16 protein-coding genes are annotated in these 17,056 nt (G+C 64.8%); 9 read left to right on the top strand and 7 right to left on the bottom strand.

The window, feature by feature from the left end:
• Nucleotides 1-2: 2 nt before the first annotated feature.
• Nucleotides 3-854, bottom strand: coding sequence for a pyruvate, water dikinase regulatory protein (locus ABZW74_RS00910; protein WP_240862831.1), 852 nt, complete (start codon nucleotides 852-854; stop codon nucleotides 3-5).
• 372 nt (nucleotides 855-1,226) lie between these two features.
• Between ABZW74_RS00910 and ABZW74_RS00905 the strand changes: the two genes are divergently transcribed.
• Both ABZW74_RS00905 and ABZW74_RS00900 read left to right on the top strand, forming a co-directional pair.
• A complete protein-coding gene (locus tag ABZW74_RS00905) occupies nucleotides 1,227-2,258 on the top strand; it encodes a fused (3R)-hydroxyacyl-ACP dehydratase subunits HadA/HadB (protein ID WP_240862829.1) in 1,032 nt (343 codons plus the stop codon).
• Between the two features lie 675 nt (nucleotides 2,259-2,933).
• Nucleotides 2,934-3,356: a nitroreductase family deazaflavin-dependent oxidoreductase gene (locus tag ABZW74_RS00900; protein WP_240857192.1), complete on the top strand. Its 423-nt coding sequence runs from the start codon at nucleotides 2,934-2,936 to the stop codon at nucleotides 3,354-3,356.
• On the opposite strand, the gene ABZW74_RS00895 is transcribed toward ABZW74_RS00900, so the two are convergent.
• Nucleotides 3,329-3,865 (bottom strand): SRPBCC domain-containing protein, encoded by a 537-nt coding sequence (locus ABZW74_RS00895; protein ID WP_355272963.1) that lies wholly within the window; start codon nucleotides 3,863-3,865, stop codon nucleotides 3,329-3,331. The genes ABZW74_RS00900 and ABZW74_RS00895 overlap by 28 nt on opposite strands.
• Complete coding sequence (locus ABZW74_RS00890; RefSeq protein WP_240857190.1) at nucleotides 3,862-4,197, bottom strand: metalloregulator ArsR/SmtB family transcription factor; 336 nt, start codon at nucleotides 4,195-4,197, stop codon at nucleotides 3,862-3,864. The genes ABZW74_RS00895 and ABZW74_RS00890 overlap by 4 nt, the downstream gene beginning before the upstream one ends.
• 351 nt (nucleotides 4,198-4,548) lie before the next feature.
• On the opposite strand from ABZW74_RS00890, the gene ABZW74_RS00885 reads away from it, so the two are divergent.
• On the top strand, nucleotides 4,549-5,232 hold the full coding sequence (locus tag ABZW74_RS00885) for a hypothetical protein (RefSeq protein ID WP_355272960.1): 684 nt from the start codon (nucleotides 4,549-4,551) through the stop codon (nucleotides 5,230-5,232).
• Here the strand turns inward: ABZW74_RS00885 and ABZW74_RS00880 are convergent.
• Together ABZW74_RS00880 and ABZW74_RS00875 are read right to left on the bottom strand one after the other, a co-directional pair.
• Nucleotides 5,229-7,211 (bottom strand): MFS transporter, encoded by a 1,983-nt coding sequence (locus ABZW74_RS00880; RefSeq protein ID WP_355272957.1) that lies wholly within the window; start codon nucleotides 7,209-7,211, stop codon nucleotides 5,229-5,231. The two genes, ABZW74_RS00885 and ABZW74_RS00880, sit on opposite strands and share 4 nt — an antisense overlap.
• Nucleotides 7,212-7,334: 123 nt before the next feature.
• The gene (locus ABZW74_RS00875; RefSeq protein ID WP_355272954.1) at nucleotides 7,335-7,967 is read right to left on the bottom strand and encodes a TetR/AcrR family transcriptional regulator; all 633 of its coding nucleotides are present in this window, start codon (nucleotides 7,965-7,967) and stop codon (nucleotides 7,335-7,337) included.
• A 90-nt stretch (nucleotides 7,968-8,057) separates the two neighbouring features.
• Here ABZW74_RS00875 and ABZW74_RS00870 point away from each other — a divergent pair, with 90 nt between their 5' ends.
• Together ABZW74_RS00870 and ABZW74_RS00865 are read left to right on the top strand one after the other, a co-directional pair.
• Nucleotides 8,058-8,885 carry an alpha/beta hydrolase gene (locus ABZW74_RS00870; protein WP_355272951.1) on the top strand — a complete coding sequence of 276 codons (828 nt, stop codon included), beginning with the start codon at nucleotides 8,058-8,060 and terminating at the stop codon, nucleotides 8,883-8,885.
• 18 nt (nucleotides 8,886-8,903) lie between these two features.
• Nucleotides 8,904-9,923, top strand: coding sequence for an LLM class flavin-dependent oxidoreductase (locus tag ABZW74_RS00865; protein ID WP_355272948.1), 1,020 nt, complete (start codon nucleotides 8,904-8,906; stop codon nucleotides 9,921-9,923).
• 6 nt (nucleotides 9,924-9,929) lie between these two features.
• Here ABZW74_RS00865 and ABZW74_RS00860 read toward each other — a convergent pair whose 3' ends face one another.
• On the bottom strand, nucleotides 9,930-10,898 hold the full coding sequence (locus ABZW74_RS00860) for a zinc-binding alcohol dehydrogenase family protein (RefSeq protein WP_355272946.1): 969 nt from the start codon (nucleotides 10,896-10,898) through the stop codon (nucleotides 9,930-9,932).
• Nucleotides 10,899-11,044: 146 nt separating this feature from the next.
• Between ABZW74_RS00860 and ABZW74_RS00855 the strand changes: the two genes are divergently transcribed.
• From ABZW74_RS00855 to ABZW74_RS00840, 4 genes are all read left to right on the top strand, one after another.
• Nucleotides 11,045-12,394: a DUF4185 domain-containing protein gene (locus ABZW74_RS00855; protein WP_355272943.1), complete on the top strand. Its 1,350-nt coding sequence runs from the start codon at nucleotides 11,045-11,047 to the stop codon at nucleotides 12,392-12,394.
• Between the two features lie 139 nt (nucleotides 12,395-12,533).
• Nucleotides 12,534-13,115 carry a hypothetical protein gene (locus tag ABZW74_RS00850; RefSeq protein ID WP_355272940.1) on the top strand — a complete coding sequence of 194 codons (582 nt, stop codon included), beginning with the start codon at nucleotides 12,534-12,536 and terminating at the stop codon, nucleotides 13,113-13,115.
• A gap of 35 nt (nucleotides 13,116-13,150) precedes the next feature.
• Nucleotides 13,151-14,152 (top strand): hypothetical protein, encoded by a 1,002-nt coding sequence (locus ABZW74_RS00845; protein ID WP_355272937.1) that lies wholly within the window; start codon nucleotides 13,151-13,153, stop codon nucleotides 14,150-14,152.
• Nucleotides 14,145-15,620 carry a glycoside hydrolase family 1 protein gene (locus ABZW74_RS00840; protein WP_355272934.1) on the top strand — a complete coding sequence of 492 codons (1,476 nt, stop codon included), beginning with the start codon at nucleotides 14,145-14,147 and terminating at the stop codon, nucleotides 15,618-15,620. Before ABZW74_RS00845 ends, ABZW74_RS00840 begins: the two co-directional genes overlap by 8 nt.
• A gap of 143 nt (nucleotides 15,621-15,763) precedes the next feature.
• Here ABZW74_RS00840 and ABZW74_RS00835 read toward each other — a convergent pair whose 3' ends face one another.
• Nucleotides 15,764-17,053, bottom strand: a complete 1,290-nt coding sequence (locus tag ABZW74_RS00835) for a polysaccharide pyruvyl transferase family protein (RefSeq protein ID WP_355272931.1) — start codon at nucleotides 17,051-17,053, stop codon at nucleotides 15,764-15,766.
• Nucleotides 17,054-17,056 lie beyond the last annotated feature (3 nt).

The following is a 17,056-nucleotide window of genomic DNA, read 5'->3' as shown; positions in this document are numbered from 1 at the left end:
CCTCAATTGCCAGGGTGGGGCCTGCGGGCGAGGACCTGCAGGATCAGAGTGGACATCTCTTCCACGGATTTCGCGGACGAGTCGATGACGGGAAGGCCGTGCGCCCGGTACAACTCCTCGGCGCGGCGCAATTCGTAGGTGCACTGTCGTAGCGACGCGTAGGTCGAGTCCGGTCGGCGTTCGGTCCGCACCGCGCTGAGTCGGGCGGCGGTGGTGATGAGTCCGAAGCATCGCTCCTGCAGATGCCGGATCGGACGCGGCATGTCGGTGCTCGCCAGGTCTTCGTCGATCAACGGATAGTTCGCGACGCGGAGGCCGTGCTGCAGCGCGAGATACATGGTCGTCGGTGTCTTGCCGCAGCGCGACGGTGCCACCAGGATCACGTCAGCCTTGTCGAGTGAGCGCACACTCTGACCGTCGTCGTGCTCGATCGCGTACTCGACGGCCTGCATCCGCGCGTTGTAGCGCTTGACATCGCCGACGCCGTGTAGACGCGCAGGGGTGCGCGCGCCGCGGGTCTTGAGGATCGTCTCGACCTCCTGCATATGCGGGTCGAAGAAGTCGATCAGTGGGGCACGCGTCTTCTGCAACTCGTCGCGGACGTCGTCGAGCGCCGCCGTGACGAACACGAGCGGTGTCACGTCGCCGGTCATCGTGGCGTCGATCCTGCGCACGACGTCGCGTGCTTCGTCGGCGGTGGTGATGAACGGGATCAGGGTGCGATCGAATCGGTGATCGGGGAAGTGCAACAGCAGCGCGTTCCCCATGGTCTCGGCACTGATGCCGGTGCTGTCGGACAGGAAGAAGACCGGCACGGTTGCATCACCGCTGTGTCCGGCATAGCTGTCACTCACCCGTTCATTCCCATCGCCCGGTAGGACTGTGGCATCTATGGTCGCTGATGCGCGTCGCGGGCCTTCGGGCAGGTCGCTTTATCGGGAGTTGGGCAGCCGTTCATCGTCGTGTCGACGAGCACCGGGCGTAGCCTCATATGCATGAGCGGCAATACGAGAGGCTGCAACAATCCGGACTGCACCTGCGGACCGGACTGCAAGTGCGGCGAGAACTGCAACTGCGGCAAGAAGTAGCAAGAACTGTCGCATTCGCGCGCCAGGGGTCTTCGGGCTGAACGTGGTGTGGCGCGCATGTCTGCCTGCCCATGTGACGCGGGTCGACGACTCCGTGGATACTTGTTCGCGGCGAGTCCCCAATGGCAGGAGAGTGAATTGACGACAGCGTCGGAAGTGTCTGCGCTCGGGGAGCGGGTCGGCCATTACTACGAGGCCGATCACACCTATCAGGTGGGACGCGAGAAAGTTCGCGAGTATGCCCGGGCGGTCCAGGACTACGGACCGGCACATTGGGATGCCGAGGCAGCTGCCGCACTCGGCGGGACCGGCCTCTTCGCTCCACTGACCTTCACGTCGATTCCGGCGATGGCCGCCAACCGCAAACTGCTCGAAGAGGTGGTCGTGGGGTACGACACCTACGTGCAGACCGAGCAGGTCTTCGAGCAGCACCGGCCGATCGTCGTCGGCGACGAACTGCAGACCGATGTCGAACTCTCGTCGGTGCGGACTGTGGCCGGCCGCGAGATGATCACGATCACCAACACCTTTGTCGACACGTCGGGTGAAACCGTTCACACCATGCACACGACCGTTGTCGGGGTGACCGCCGACGAGGTCGACCCCGAACTCACCGGTGCGGTGTCCAAGGTGATGATGCACGACGTCGACATCATGGCGAACCAGGCGTCGACCATCGACTACGTGAAGACGGAGCGAGTTGGTGACCCTGCGCCGCGGTCGGAACTCGGCCGCACCCGCACGGTCGGCAGTCTCAACTTCGACGACCTGTCGGTCGGTGACCAGCTTCCCGTGCACCACACCGGACTCACACGTGGTGACCTGGTGAACTACGCGGGTGTCGCCGGTGACGCGAACCCGATTCACTGGGACGAGAAGATCGCCAACCTCGCCGGGCTGCCCGACGTGATCGCACACGGAATGCTCACCATGGGCATCGGTGCGGGATTCGTCTCGGCATGGTCGGGCGATCCGGGAGCAGTCACGCGCTACGCGGTGCGGCTCTCCGCACCGGCGATCGTGCCGGCCAATGGTCGTGGCGATATCGAGTACAGCGGACGCATCAAATCTCTCGATCCCGAAACCCGTAGTGGCGTGGTCATTCTCGTCGCAAAGTGCGCCGGCAAGAAGATCTTCGGCATGGCGACGCTGGACGTTCGCTTCGCCTGATCCGAAGAGTTCGGTGACTAGCGCTCTGGCCTGCACATAAGCGTCCACCACCCCACCGCTCTCTGAGGTGCCCGAGGCGCCGGCCGAGGGATGCCTCGAAGGGCAGGCGAACGGGCCACGTCGGCGAGGCGCCGGGCCACTGATAGTAGGGGAAGGTTCTTCCCCTACTTTCTGCCCCTGCTTGTTGAGTCGTCCGCGAGAAAATTCGCGGGGAGGACTCCAGGGATAGGGGACGAGTTTCTTCCCCTACTTTTGTGCGGCCCATGGCCGGACGACCAACCGTCCGAGTGCTGGTCGGCGTATCGCGAACCCACAAGCGCGGTTTCCGGGACGAGGCCGCCGCCTACACGATCGCCGACCACGTCGGCGGGTGGGTCTCTGATCCGAAGAGTTCGATGACCGGCGGGATGGCGACGTCGACCAACCGAGCAGATGTCGGCAGCGCCCTTGGGTGGGAAGCGTTCGCGCTCCGACGTCCGAGCTGTGTCCACGACAGCAGGGTCGCGGACCTGCGAGGCACGTCGTCGGCGTGTCGCGATTTCAGAAACCGCGTGTCTTGTCAGAAACCCGATGCGCACCAGCGGTTTCTGGCGGCACCTGCGGTTTCTGGCGACAAGTTGGGTCGCTTCGACCCGAGCGAGGAATAGTGTCGGCCCAACGGTGTTGTCTTCGAGCATGAGCGCACAACCTGAACTGAGCCCCACCGACTGGGTTCGTACCCAGACCACCACGATCCTCGAGCAGGGCACCACCGACGGAGTGCAGGTCCTTGGCCGACCGATCGTGCTGTTCACCACCACCGGCGCGAAATCCGGCAAGAAGCGTTATGTCCCGTTGATGCGCGTTGAGGAGGACGGCCGGTACGCGATGGTCGCGTCCAAGGGCGGAGCGCCGAGCCATCCGTCGTGGTACCACAACATCAAGGCGCATCCGCAGGTGACCGTGCAGGACGGTGCTGAGGTCCGCGAGTTGACCGCCCGCGAGGTCGACGGGGATGAACGTGCGCACTGGTGGGATCTGGCTGTGGCGGCGTATCCGCCGTACGCCGAGTATCAGACCAAGACCGATCGTCAGATCCCGGTATTCGTTCTGGAGTGATCCATACGGGTCGTGTCGGGTGACGTCCCGCCCGTCTCCGCCAGCGCCGCCAATGCGTCGGTCACCGACCCCCAACCGTCGAAGAAGCCCAGTTCCTCGTGCAGAGTCCGCTGTTCGGGGTCGCCGTGCCGGACCACCGCACGGTAGTCGGTACCGTCGGGGTGGTCGTCGAGGATGATCTCGGCGGTCATCGCCACGGGTTGCGGTGACGCGGGCCGCCACGCACTGTTGACGGCGTTTGTGAAGACCAGTCGACGTTCGTCCTCGACGACGAGGAACACTGAGTCGGTGTGTGGCACATACGTTGTGCCGTCCTCGCTCATCTGGGTGACAAAGGCGCCACCGGGCCGGACGTCGAGGTGGTCCACGCGCGTTCGCATCGGCGCCGGAATCCACCACTGCTGCAAGAGATCCGGCTGTGTCCATGCCCGCCAGATGTCGCGGCGTGGGGCTCGGATGAGGCGCTCGATCGTGAGGTCGAACCGGGGGTCGACGGCAACGGTGGTCATGAGTTCTCCTTCGGGTTGGTGACGAATTGCTCGAGCCGGTCGGTGCGGTCTTCCCAGATGCGACGTTCGCCGGCGAGCCAGTCGTCGATCAGGGCGAGACGTTCGCGGTTGAGTGCGCAGGTCCGCACGCGGCCGTTCTTGGTGGTGTGGATCAATCCGCTCGATTCCAGGGTTCGGACGTGCTTCATGAAGGACGGAAGCGTCATGGCGAAAGGGCGTGCCAGTTCGCCGACGCTGGCCGGCCCCTGGCCCAGCCGGCGGATCACTTGGCGCCGTGTCGGCTCGGCGAGCGCGATGAAGACCTCGTCCAGCGCATCCGAATACTTTTCCACAAGGCAAAGTATCTCACATACGTAACCTTTAGGCAAAGTATTTAGGAACTCGGTGGCGTCGTTGGATCGATCGGCCGCCTTGTCGCGCTGCCGTGGGGGTGAATGGGCGCGGCGGCCCATCGGACGATACGTTTCGGGAGCAAGAGAACAGTTTCGGCAGGGGACGGGGCATTCATGACACAGCCAGGAATGGGCGGATCGCCGCATGGTGGATGGTCGGGACAGCCCCATCGAGGTCAACCGACCGCCCACTACGCGCCCCCGGCCTGGGGTGCGCCTCAGGGTCCGCCACCCATTCAGAGTCAGTCACCCCAATTGGCCCGACCTCAGCAGTTCTATGGCGCGCCGCAGATGATGGCCCAGCCTCAGCAGTTCCACGGTCAGCCCCAGTTCGGTGGTCCCCAGTTCGGTGGTCAACCGCCCTCGTCCGGGTCGGGCAAGGTGATCGGCATCGCGGTTGGTGCCGTCGTGATCGCGGTGGCGCTCGTGGTCACCCTGTCCATCGTGTTCTGGCCTGGTGGCGACGACGATGCGGGCTCGACCACCACGGTCACTCTGACCGACAGTGACGCGAGCGACTCGTTGGACGTCACCCTCCGGGCGCCCAAGGGGTGGAAGCTTCAGGAGACGCCCGGCGATTCGTCGATCGTCACGTTCGTGCCGAGGTCGGAGACGCACACCAACGCCGAACTGCAGGATCTCTTCGTGAAGATCAGGCGTGGTGACGTTGTCGACATCGACGCCGCCGAAGCCGTGTCCATCGCAGTGAAGAATTGCGCGGGCTACGGCGGAAAATTCGAGGCGGCGCCCACCGCAGGTGCCGGATGGAAGAAGTCGAAGTCACCGATCACCTCGGATGACCACGGTTACAGCACCCGCCAGGACGCGGCGATCATCGCAGCGACCGCCAAGACCTGCCTGCTCGTCATCGGATACGACGTCGCGAGGTCGACGTCGCAGCTGACCGGTAAGCCACGCCAGATCGTTGACGACATCGCGGACGGCAAGTACGTCACCCGTGTCAGCAAGCACTAACGCGACTGGGGCACGTCCTCGTGAAGCCGGCGCGCAATCTGGTCGAGCATCGCCTGTACGTCCGGCTCGTCGCTGCCGGGACAATCGGCGACCAACGCACGCAACTCGGTGCGCTGGGCATCGAGAAGACTTTGTGCCTCGGCATTTCCCGTCGGCGTGATCGACACGTCCGCCTCGTCGATGTCCACCATCCCGCGGGCGGCGAGCGCGTGGGCAGTCCGCTCGATGGTCGGCAGTTCGGTCTCCGACGCCGAGGCCATCACCTCCATGTCCCGACTGCCTTCCTCGGCGACCCGGCTGAGCATCCATGCCTCACCGCGTGAGAGCGGACTGTGCGCGGCGTCGACGACGTGTTCCCATGCGCGCAACTTGTTCTCGCGGCCCAGGGCGCGCCAGATCTGGAGTCGCAATTCCTCCAGCGACGACCGCTCACTCGGCATGCCGAAGGATTCACTGGGTTCGGGTGTCCTTGTTGCCGTGCGCAATTCAACTTCCGGCAGGAGCCACGACAGAACGAAGGCAACCGCACCGATCGGGACCGCAACGAGGAACACGGTCTGAAACGAATCGGTGAAACCGTCGAGGTACCAGAGCCTCACCTCCGGCGGGCACACCTTCAGCGCGAGCGCCGAGGCTTCGAGGCTCTCCGCAGAGCATCGGTCGACCGCGGCAGCCGGCGCGGATTCGGTCAGGTGACGGTCGAGTTGGGCGTTGAAGATCGCGCCGAACACCGCCACGCCCACTGACGCACCGATCGTGCGGAAGAAGGTCGCGCCCGAGGTTCCGGTACCGAGGTCGCGGTACTCGACGGCATTCTGCACCGCGAGCACGAGTACTTGCATCACCAAGCCCAGTCCGACGCCGAGGATGAACAGGAACAGACTCGTGGTGGTGCCCGACGTGGTCGTGTCCATCGTCGACAGCAGGTACAGGGCGACCGTGAAGATTGCACAGCCGACGATCGGGTAGGCCTTGTAGCGACCGGTTCGGGAGATCACCTGACCGGATGCGACGGAGGTCAGCAACAGACCCACCATCATCGGGATCATGCGCAGGCCCGATGAGGTCGCGGATTCGCCCTGCACGGTTTGCAGGAACAACGGCAGAAACGTGATCGCGCCGAACATGGCGAAGCCCACGACAAACCCGACCGTCGAAGCGATCACGAAGACCCGATTGGTCAACAGCCGGAACGGCAGCACAGGTTCCGGAGAGCTGCGCTCCACCAGCGCGAACGCGACCACAGCGATCACCGCTGCGGCGATCAGCACGAGAATTCGGGCCGACGTCCATCCCCAGATCGAGCCGAACGAGGTGACCAGCACGATGCAGGTGGAGATGAAGGCGAGGAGAACGATGCCCCAGTAGTCGATCACCGGCTTGACCGCCGACTTGGTCGACGGGAGCACGAGAACGATCGCGACCAGGGCGACCGCGCCGATGGGCAGGTTGACGTAGAACACCCACCGCCAACTGAGGTTGTCGACGAAGAAGCCGCCGAGCAACGGGCCTGCGACGCTGGCGAGCCCGAACACTGCGCCGAAGATTCCCTGATAGCGGCCCCGCTCGCGTGGCGGCACCACGTCGCCGATGATGGCCTGCGCCAACACCATCAGTCCACCGGCGCCGATGCCCTGGAGCGCTCGGTAGCCGATGAGTTGCGGCATCGATTGGGCGGTGCCGCACAGCGCGGAGCCGATCAGGAAGATGACGACACACGCGATGAACAGTCCGCGCCGACCGAAGAGGTCGCCGAGTTTGCCCCACAACGGCGTGGTCGCCGTGGTGGCGAGCATGTAGGCGGTGACCACCCAGGAGAGGTGGTCGGCGCCGCCGAGATCGCTGACGATGGTCGGGAGCGCGGTGGCAACGATCGTCTGATCGAGTGCGGCCAGCAGCATCGCGAGCATCAGCCCACCGAAGATGGACCAGATGCGACGTTGATCCAACTGCTCGGCGGGCGGTGAGCCGGCGGTCATGGTGTGGGGGCAGCAGCGACGAGCAAGGCCATATGTGCAGTATTAACTTGTTGTCGGTGCCTCGACGCGGTCTGGACACTCTCCTGAATCCGATTGGGCCGCAACGATTTGACGAAGTGAACCTCAGGACTGAGGTCGGAGCGTCAGGGTTGCGCGGGTATGCAGGACGAACCACTGCTCCCATTGATCTGCAGACCAGCCGCGCTCGTCGAGGAGCATCAGCCACTGGCGTCGAGAGGCCAAGAGCCACACCGAATCCACGATTGCGTCGTCGATGGGGATGGCCGGCGTGAGGCCTCCGGCGACGAGGCCGACGGCGAAGGCGACCTCGTCACGTCGGCGTTGTTCCCGTACGTGCAGTCGACTTGCCGCGTCGGCATCGCTGACGGCGGCCTGGTCGAGAACGTTCTGAATGCGGGCCGACCGTTCGTGTGCGGCGCGCAGCCAACTCGCTGCGGCATCGACCCTGTCGTCGAGTGAGCCGGTGCCCATCGCTTGGTAGGTGGCCATTTCTCGCACCGGGATGTCCCGGCCCTCCGAGAGCGCGTTGTCGATGCACGCATCGAGGAGCGCCAACTTGCTGTCGAACTGCTGATACACGGTCTGCCGGGTGAGTCCCGAGGTTGCCGCGACCCCGGCCATCGTGGTCGACGTCCAGCCGTCGGCACAGAACATCCTCGTTGCAGCGGTGATCACCGCGCTCCGGTTGGCGGCGGCGCGCTCGTTGCGCACCGTCGACGTGTAGGTCCGAGCCACTCATCGAGTCTATGGCTTGCGGCTCTTTCCATTCACCGAAATTGGGATTACTCTGTGTAATGTCAATAACGGAACGCGTAGGAGCAAACGATGAACGAGCTGCAGATCGACACCGAAGTAGGGCGCCTACATGTCTCCGTGATCGGCTCAGGTCCGCCGGTTGTTCTGTGGCACAGCATGTTTGTCGATTCACGAAGTTGGGATCGCCTGGTTCCGTTGCTCGCCGGGCGGACGTTGTACCTGATCGACGGCCCTTCGATGGGGCGCAGCGAGCACATGACGTCGCCCGCCGACATCGCTGCTTGTGCTCGAGCTGCCGCCACCATCGTCGACGCGATCGGTACACGCGAGCAGGTTGCCCAGGTCGACTGGGTCGGAAACGCGTGGGGCGGGCACGTCGGCATGGAACTCGCGGCACGACGGCCCGATCGTATTGCGAGTCTGGTCGCGATGAGTGCGCCGACGTTTCCGATCGACGCGGCCATGCGCAGACAGATCTCGGTGCTGTTGCCGCTCTACCGAATCGTCGGACCTCGGGGACCCGTTCGCGCTGCGATCGTCGAAGCGATGTTCACCGACGAGACCCGTGCCCACGACCCGGGTGCGGTCGCGATGCTCGATGACTCGCTGCGATGCTCCGGCCGGGCGTTGGTGCCGGCGGTCCACACCGCAATCCTGCGTCGCACCGACCTGGCCTGGGCGACGCGACGCATCACGTGCCCGGTGCTGCTGATCACGACCGACGATCGAGGTGAGTGGACTGCGGAACAGGCCGCGCCCATCGCGGCCGAGATGGCCGACGCGCGCGTCGTCGAGATCACCGGCGCGCGCATCCTGCCCGCCGTCGAACAGCCCACGGCCACGGCGGAGGCGATTGTCGAGTTCTGGGCGGAGGCTCGGGTGAACGATCGCGGCTGAATCGGCCAAGATGTCAGCATGACCGGCGACAACCTGCCACTGGAGAAGATGGGTTTCCTCACCATCGGCCGATTCGACGAGGATGATCCGCGCGCGGGACATCTCGAGACCCTGCGAATGATCGAGATGGCCGAGGACCTCGGATTCGACAGCGTGTGGGTTCGTCACCGACACCTGCAGTTCGGGATCTCCTCGCCGATCGCCGTGCTGGCGGCGGCCGCGATGCGCACGAGCCGAATCGAACTCGGCACGGCGGTGATACCGCTGGGGCTGGAGAACCCGTTCCGACTCGCCGAAGATCTCGCGACGGTCGATCTGCTGGCTGAGGGGCGCCTCAATCCCGGTGTCTCCGTGGGTACTCCGATGCGCTACGACGACTACAAGACCTCGCTCTATCCCGATACCCACGACATCGAGGACTTTTCCAAGGATCGTGTGCAGCGACTGTTGTCCGGCCTTCGCGGCGAGCCGGTCAGTTCCTTCGAGGGCACCGTCGGGATCGAGACCTATTCGACACGCATCCAGCCGCATTCGCCGGGTCTTGCCGATCGTGTCTGGTACGGCGGCGGCCTGGCGTCGGCGCAGTGGGCGGGGGAGCAGGGACTCAATTATCTGACATCGTCGGTGGTGTCGATCGAGGGAACCGATTCTCGGGACTTCGCGACGATCCAGGGTGAACACATCGACGCCTACCTCGCGCACCATCGCGATCCGACGCGGGCTCGGGTATCGCAGGGGCTTGTCGTCATTCCCACCGATTCCGCGACACCTGAGCAGATCCGTCGGTATGAGGACTACCGCGCATCACGGCTCCCGCGAACGGCCGGGCCACAGGGTCCGCGCGGCATGATGTTCTCGCCGGATTATGTCGGGCCGTCTGACGAACTGGCCGAACAGCTTCGGTCGCACGCGGGATTTCAGCGTGCATCCGAGGTCGCGTTCGCCTTGCCGTTCTCGTTCGACGCCGCGGACTACGAACAGATCGTGACCGACATGGCCCGCCATCTCGGTCCCGCGCTCGGGTGGTCGCCGGGCTGACGGCGATCAGCGGGTCAGGACCACACCCTTACCCGTGAGCGCGCCGTTCTCCATGTCGGTGTGCGCTTCGACGATCTCATCGAGCCGGTAGGTCTTCGCGACCGGAACGCTGATCGTGCCCGTTGCGACGTCGTCGATGAAGTCCTGGAGGACGGCCGGCGGGAGATCGGTGGCCGACCCGCCGTATGCCGTCAGACGTACGCCGTTCGGTAGGTAGTCCATCGGGTAGAAATCGGGGATCGTCCACTGGTCGGACAGCATGCCGGTGAAGCAGACGACCCCGTGGGTTCGCGTCGCACGCAAGGTGTCGCGAAGGGTGTTGGCGCCCACCAACTCCACGGCTCCGTCCACGCCGCCATCGGTGAGCGCTCGTACCTCGTCGGCGATGTCGCCGTCGTCGATGACGACGTGATCGGCATGCTGCTCGAGAAACTCTCGGCGCGACTCCTGCCGAGTGGTGGAGATGACGCGCATGTCGCGTCGTCGGGCGAGAACCGCCAGCGCCAAACCGATCGACGATGTTCCGCCGCGGATCAGCAGGGTTTGACCCTTGTGGCCGTCGACCCCGGTGGTCAGCGATCCGTAGGCGGTCTGAAGCATCTCAGGTATGGCGCCGAGGGTGGCCCAGGGTAGATCGCTGTCAAAGGCGATGACGTTGGACGCGGGCACGCACGTGTACTCCGCGTACCCGCCGTCGAACTCGCGCCCCATCCCGCCCATCAATGTGACCACCTGGGTGCCGACCTCGAATTCGCCACCGGGGCAGTCCGCCACCACTCCGGTCGCCTCGATGCCGGGGATCCGGGGGAAAGTGCCGTTGTCGGCCACTCCGCGACGGAAGTGGAGTTCGGACCGGTTGAGTCCGAATGCCTCGACACGGATGAGGACCTGGCCGGGCGTGGGCTTCGGGGTCGGCACGTCCCGGATCTGAAGGACGTCCGGTGGGCCTGGTTGGGTGACGACGACGGCTCTCATGCCGCCTACAACCGACGATCGGTGCGACGCATTCCATCTGGGTGGTACCGGATCGTGACCTTGTGATGCCTCGCTGGTGATGATGGATCGTCACAATAGCCTCACTAGTCACACCAGCAACACCAGTCACGCGCGGAGGTCGGGTAGTGCGCAGAATTCTCGTCAGGACTGCACGCGTCGCGCTCGTCGGTGCTCTTGCCCTCACCGCCTCGGCTCTGGCCACCACTCATTCGGCCGCTCCGGCCCTCGCGTCGCCGTGCGGCAACGGCGGATTCGGTTCCAGTCAACTGGGGTCGAGTGGCTCGTCGACCGGGTCCCTGGGTTCCAGCGGTTCTGCCGGTTCGAGTGGGCTGGGCAGCTCCAACGTCCCCAACATCGGACCCCAGGGTCCGCTGCCGCCATTCATCAGTGCCAGCACGCGCACCGTCGCATGGTTGACAGGGCCGCTCAGCATCAACCGGACCTACAGCCGATTCGCCATCTCCGGAACAGATCTCGGGATCAGCTGGGACAACGGGTCCGGCCAGACCCTGATGGCCTTCGGCGACACCTTCGGCAACTGCAACGCCACCGGGCAACAGTGGCGGCACAACGTACTGCTCCGAACCAACGACACGCGGATGATCGACGGGATCACCGTGCCGAACGGTGTTGCGGGGGATCAGAACTCGGGTACGGTCATCGCCGCCGGCCAACCGAACTTCGCCCAGGAACTGATTCCCGCGCTCGGTGTCGACTACATCGAGGTCACCAAGATCCCGACCGCCGCGATCTCACTTCCTCGACCCGGCGGTGGTTTCCGGCAGTACATCAACTACATGTCGGTCCGCTCGTGGGGGAGTGCCGGGAACTGGGTCACCAACTTCTCCCAGATCGCCTACTCCGACAACAACGGACAGACTTGGGAAAACGCCGGTGACACCATCCGGGTCAACGCGCCGGTGACCCTTGATCTACCGTCGCCGCCGTTTCCGGACGTGGCCGTCAACAACGGCAAGTTCCAGCAGAACGCCTACACCCGCGGCCGTCCCGACAACGCCGACGAGAAGGACTACATCTACCAATTCGGCACGCCGAACGGACGATTCGGCGCAGCCTTCCTGGCCAGATTCAAACCCGAGGACATCGCGGCCCTCGACCGGTATCAGTACTGGAACGGCACGACGTGGATCGACGATCTGAACGCCATGGGCGAGGCGGTCGTCATTCCCGCCCCGGTGACCGAGTTGTCCGTGTCGTGGAGCCCGTACCTCAAGAAGTACGTGATGCTCGACGGCGACAACGAGATCACGCTGCGCACCGCCGACCACCCGCAAGGGCCGTGGGGTGCGCGAAAGACACTCGTGCCGTCCGGCCGAATCGTGCTGTACGCGCCGATGATGCTCCCGCAGTCTCCGGCTCTGAAGGGGACCGGGTCCGAGCTGTACTTCAACGCCTCCCGATGGAGTGACTACAACGTGATGCTGCTCCGTACCGATCTGAGTCGCGTTGGTTGACGTGGGCTGGCGCCCCAGGATCGCTCTACCGAAGTTGTTGATGCTCAATTTGTTTCGTCAAAGCGAGGATTCAGCGATCTGAGTTGTCAGATGCCGCTCCAGCGCGTTGACTGCGGGTATGAGACTCAGAAAGCTCGGGATGATGGTGACGGCGATCGTAAGCAGTGTCGTCGGTCTCACAGCGGCTTCGACGGCCCATGCGGCGCCGTCATCGATCGGTCGAGATTGCGTCGTGCGTGCCGATGACAAGGCAGCCACCGTCGATGCGTTGCTCAATCGCTGTACCAGCCAACAGATCATGAGTCTGTTTCGTTCCGCACCACTCGGCGAGGCACCGAAGGGCACGTTGTCCATCGCGTTGCTACCGGTTTTCCAGGTAAACGGCAAGGCGGTGCCCTATGACGCTGCGCGCGCGGGTTCCCGCACGCAGAACCTCCTGGGCAAGACGCTGACATTCACCACGGGGGCCAACGGCGGCCCATGGGTCTACAAGGATTATCTGTGGGGCCGCGACGCCGGGGGTGCCCTCGTTCGAACCATCTCCAGGATCGACCGGAAACCTGTGTACGCCGCGGACTTCCGAGCTGATTTCGGGGGTGTTCCCATCAGCCTGCACGAATACCGTCAGCTGACTCCCGACGTGTGGATCGGACGGGACATCGGTGGTCGCTCGTCGGCCAGATCTGCCGGCCCGACGGGTGGGGCGTTTGCGTTGAGCTGATGGGTGGGCTGCCGGATGTGTGCGAGGCTGGTGGCATGACCGAACTCGCCGATGCGCTCCTCGAAGCACAGATAGCTTTCGCCAAAAGGCAACTGCGCGACGGCGACATGTTCGGCGACCTGGTCGCCGAGGAGATCGACCACTTTCTCGCCGACGCCGGGCAACTCACTCTTGGCGAGGTGGTGACGCCGGTCCGCATTCAGGACACCGCCTACAAGTACGCGGTACAACTGCCGGTCGAGGGCGCCATCCCCGAACTCGTCGGCGAGATCGCCGCGCGCTTGTACCGTCATCGGGTGAACGACGAGGTCGCGGTCGCAGAGGTCCTCGACGTCCGCGAGTTCGATGATCTGCTCGTCACGATCGCCGATCTCGACGTCGTGCAGCGCGTGCTGCAGCGGATCCTCACCGACCCGGTGACCGAAGACATCTTCGTCGAGGTCGTCGTGCGGGCGGTCGACGATGCGGTCACCCAGGGGGCCGACGGGGGAGGCCGCACGGGGGTCGTCGGGTTCCTGCGCGGGGGTCTGTCGCGGGTGGTGACCCCGGCGATGCCCGTCGTCGAACGTGGGGTGGAACAGGCCACCAGGGCCGGCATGCATTTCGTGTTGGGCGCCGCGCAGGGTGACGTCGCGCTCGTGGACGCCGCTCGCGAGGTGTGGCGTCGCAATGCCACCGAGTCCGTGGGAACCTTTCGCGAGCTGGTGACCGCCGACGACGTCGAAGACGGGGTGGTGGCCGTCTTCGAATTCTGGAAGTCCTTCCGCGACACCGCATATTTCCGCGCGCTGTTGGACGAAGGGATTGCGCACGTGTTCGACAAATACGGCGAGACGAGCCTGGCCGACCTGCTCGCCGAATTGGGCATCGGGCGCGACGATCTCATCGAGGAGGGTCTGCGGTTCGGACCACCGGTTCTCGACACCCTCGATGAGCGAGGACTTCTCGACGACGTGTTGCGACGACGGTTGGCGCCGTTCTACTCCTCGGAAGAATTCAGCGCCGCGGTGGAATCGGTGAGTGGCGACGATGACTGAGTCGACACCATTTCCCGACGGGTTCCTCTGGGGCGGCGCGACCGCTGCCAACCAGATCGAGGGAGCCTTCGACGAAGGTGGCAAAGGCCTGTCCATCCAAGACGTCTTGCCGCGCGGGATTCTCGAACCTCGCACGCCCGCACCGACATCCGACAATCTCAAGCAGACCGCCATCGACTTCTACCACCGGTACGCCGACGACGTCGCCCTGTTCGCGGAGATGGGCTTCACGGTATTCCGGTTCTCGATCGCCTGGAGCCGAATCTTCCCGAACGGCGACGACGAGCATCCGAACGAGGACGGGCTCGCGTTCTACGACCGCGTGCTCGACGAACTCGAACGTCACGGCATCGAACCACTCGTGACGATTTCGCACTACGAGACACCGCTGGCCATCGCCGATCGCTTTGACGGCTGGATCTCCCGCGAGGTCATCGGACTGTTCGAGCGGTATGTGCGGGTTCTCTTCTCCCGGTACGGACATCGCGTGCGGTACTGGCTGACGTTCAACGAGATCAACTCGGTTCTGCACGCGCCGTTCATGTCCGGGGGAATCAACACGCCCGCCGCCGAGTTGTCGAAAACTCAGTTGTACCAAGCGATCCACCACGAATTGGTGGCGAGTGCGCTCGCCACCAAGATCGGTCACGAGGCCGGCCCCGACATCCGCGTCGGATGCATGGTGCTCGGGGATCCGGTGTATCCGCTGACTCCCGATCCCGCCGACGTGCTCGCCGCGCTGGAGACCGACCATGCCAATCTCATGTTCTCCGATGTCCACGTGCGAGGACGCTATCCCGGGTACGCGCAGCGGTACTTCCGCGACCACGGGATCGAGCTGGAGGTCACCCCGACCGACTGTGAACTGCTGGCCGAGCACACGGTGGACTTCGTCTCGTTCAGCTATTACATGAGTGTGTGCGAGACCGCCGACCCCGCCAAACGCATTGCACGCGAAGGTAATCTGATGGGCGGGGTGGCCAACCCGCACCTCGCCGAGTCCGCCTGGGGATGGCAGATCGATCCCGGCGGTCTCCGTGTGATTCTGAACCAGTTCTGGGATCGCTGGAACAAGCCGCTGTTCATCGTCGAGAACGGTCTGGGCGCCCACGACGACCTGGTCGACGGTCCCGACGGGCCGACCGTCGTCGACGACTATCGCATCGCCTACCTGAACGATCATCTGGTCCAAGTGGGTGAAGCGATCCGGGACGGGGTCGACGTGCTGGGCTACTGCACGTGGGGTCCGATCGACCTCGTCAGCGCGTCCACCGCGCAGATGTCCAAGCGCTACGGCTTCATCCACGTCGACCGCAACGACGACGGAACTGGGACACTCACTCGCACACGCAAGAAGTCATTCCACTGGTACGCCGACGTCATCGCGAGCAACGGCGCGACGCTCGAAGCCCAATCCGATGGCTGTGGTGTGAGGAGCGCAAGCGACGAGCCTCGAAGCCCCTGGTGAGACGACATGGTCCTCTCACCACGACCCTTCGAGGCTCGCTTCGCGGGTCCTGAGTAGCGAGCCTGCGAGCGTATCGAAGGGCGCACCTCAGTGAGCAAAGGAGGGCGCTTCGCTCGCATGTCGCTACTCAACCACCCGGGTGCTCAGCCGCGGCGTAGCGACCGGCTGGGGGAGTCGGGGTAGATGCGTTTGGCCAGCGCGGTCTTCGCGTCGATCGCGCGCTGCCGGTCGTCGGGGGTGAAGCCGCCGCGGAAGGGCCGGTCGGGAACGGTGGTGCCGTCGTCGACGACCGTCCACGCCGAACCCAGATCGGTGAGCGACCGATGTTTGGTCGAGTAGTACTCGGGCATCGGGACAATGGCCACGCCCGAATCGCCGGCCGCTGCCGCCATCAGATGTGGGTGGAAACGCGTGCTGATCCAGGTCTGCCCCTCGCCGGCAGGCAAGCCGTACATCCAGACATCGCGGAACGGGATCCTGGTGGCGCCGTCGAGGCGGTCGCCGAGACGGTGGGCGACCTCGTTGTCGTAGCCAGGGATTCCCTCGATGACGGTGACATCGCTGCCGGCGACATCCCACTTGTCGAGAGTCGATCGGACGAGATCGGTGAGTGCGGCGACTCCGGTCGACTCGGGTCCGCGGAACTCGTCGGTGAGGTCGGACTGCAGGCATAGGACGACGCCGCGGTCCTTCCACATCCGGCGGTACACATTCGACGCGGGCCGGTGCAGCGAAAGCCATGCGTCGTCACCGGAATTGGTCGCGTGTGGCACCGCGGTCAGCGCATCGGCGGATGCATCGTCGCGGACGTCGAACACCGAGAAGGCGCCGGCCGCATCGACCAACGCCGTCCACGCCGGTTCATCCAGGCAGGGAATCAATCCCTGACCACTGGCCACCGCGGTGGCACCGGTGGCCCGACTGACCGCCGCAGCGGCGGCAACAAGCGAAACGTGCTGCGGCCACACCTTGTTGACGTAGCCGCCGCCGAGGAGGTGGATCGTCGACGCGCGATTGAGGATCTCGATTCCCGCGCTCAGCCGTGGTGAGCGACCGGGGTCGGTGACGGTCGAGGCCATCCACGTCCACGGCTGGTCCGGGTCGGGGCCGTCGTCGGAATCCTTGGGTGCGGCTGCGGCGAACTCCGACAACTGCCACAGCGTATCCACGAACAGCGTGTGGGGGTGGATGCCGCGGTGCAGCAGCGACGCCTGTCCCGGCGAATGACAGTCGACGACGACGGTGGCGCGCGGACGAACCCGAGCCAGATGGCGCAGCCACGTCCGAGCGATCAGTTCGTCGCCGTAGTTCGGGTAGCCGGTGGGGGCGATCAGGTAGATGACCTCGCCGATGCCGAGCGTGCGTGCCATCGTCGTGCCGGCCACGCGCCCCGCAGCGCGTCGCGCACGCTGCGCGACCTCAGGAATCGACATGCG

Origin of the sequence: Gordonia sp. NPDC003585 (assembly GCF_040610755.1) — a bacterium.
Lineage (GTDB): Bacteria > Actinomycetota > Actinomycetes > Mycobacteriales > Mycobacteriaceae > Gordonia.
The sequence above is the reverse complement of the archived record's forward strand: the minus strand, read 5'-3'. Positions and strand labels throughout refer to the sequence as shown.

Bases quoted from the DNA above. Each gene is read 5' to 3' on its own strand.
- ABZW74_RS00900 (WP_240857192.1), top strand. From the start codon at position 2,934: ATGAGCGCACAACCTGAACTGAGCCCCACCGACTGGGTTCGTACCCAG.
- ABZW74_RS00895 (WP_355272963.1), bottom strand. From the start codon at position 3,865: ATGACCACCGTTGCCGTCGACCCCCGGTTCGACCTCACGATCGAGCGC.
- ABZW74_RS00885 (WP_355272960.1), top strand. From the start codon at position 4,549: ATGATGGCCCAGCCTCAGCAGTTCCACGGTCAGCCCCAGTTCGGTGGT.
- ABZW74_RS00880 (WP_355272957.1), bottom strand. From the start codon at position 7,211: ATGACCGCCGGCTCACCGCCCGCCGAGCAGTTGGATCAACGTCGCATC.
- ABZW74_RS00870 (WP_355272951.1), top strand. From the start codon at position 8,058: ATGAACGAGCTGCAGATCGACACCGAAGTAGGGCGCCTACATGTCTCC.
- ABZW74_RS00865 (WP_355272948.1), top strand. From the start codon at position 8,904: ATGACCGGCGACAACCTGCCACTGGAGAAGATGGGTTTCCTCACCATC.
- ABZW74_RS00860 (WP_355272946.1), bottom strand. From the start codon at position 10,898: ATGAGAGCCGTCGTCGTCACCCAACCAGGCCCACCGGACGTCCTTCAG.
- ABZW74_RS00850 (WP_355272940.1), top strand. From the start codon at position 12,534: ATGATGGTGACGGCGATCGTAAGCAGTGTCGTCGGTCTCACAGCGGCT.
- ABZW74_RS00845 (WP_355272937.1), top strand. From the start codon at position 13,151: ATGACCGAACTCGCCGATGCGCTCCTCGAAGCACAGATAGCTTTCGCC.
- ABZW74_RS00840 (WP_355272934.1), top strand. From the start codon at position 14,145: ATGACTGAGTCGACACCATTTCCCGACGGGTTCCTCTGGGGCGGCGCG.
- ABZW74_RS00835 (WP_355272931.1), bottom strand. From the start codon at position 17,053: ATGTCGATTCCTGAGGTCGCGCAGCGTGCGCGACGCGCTGCGGGGCGC.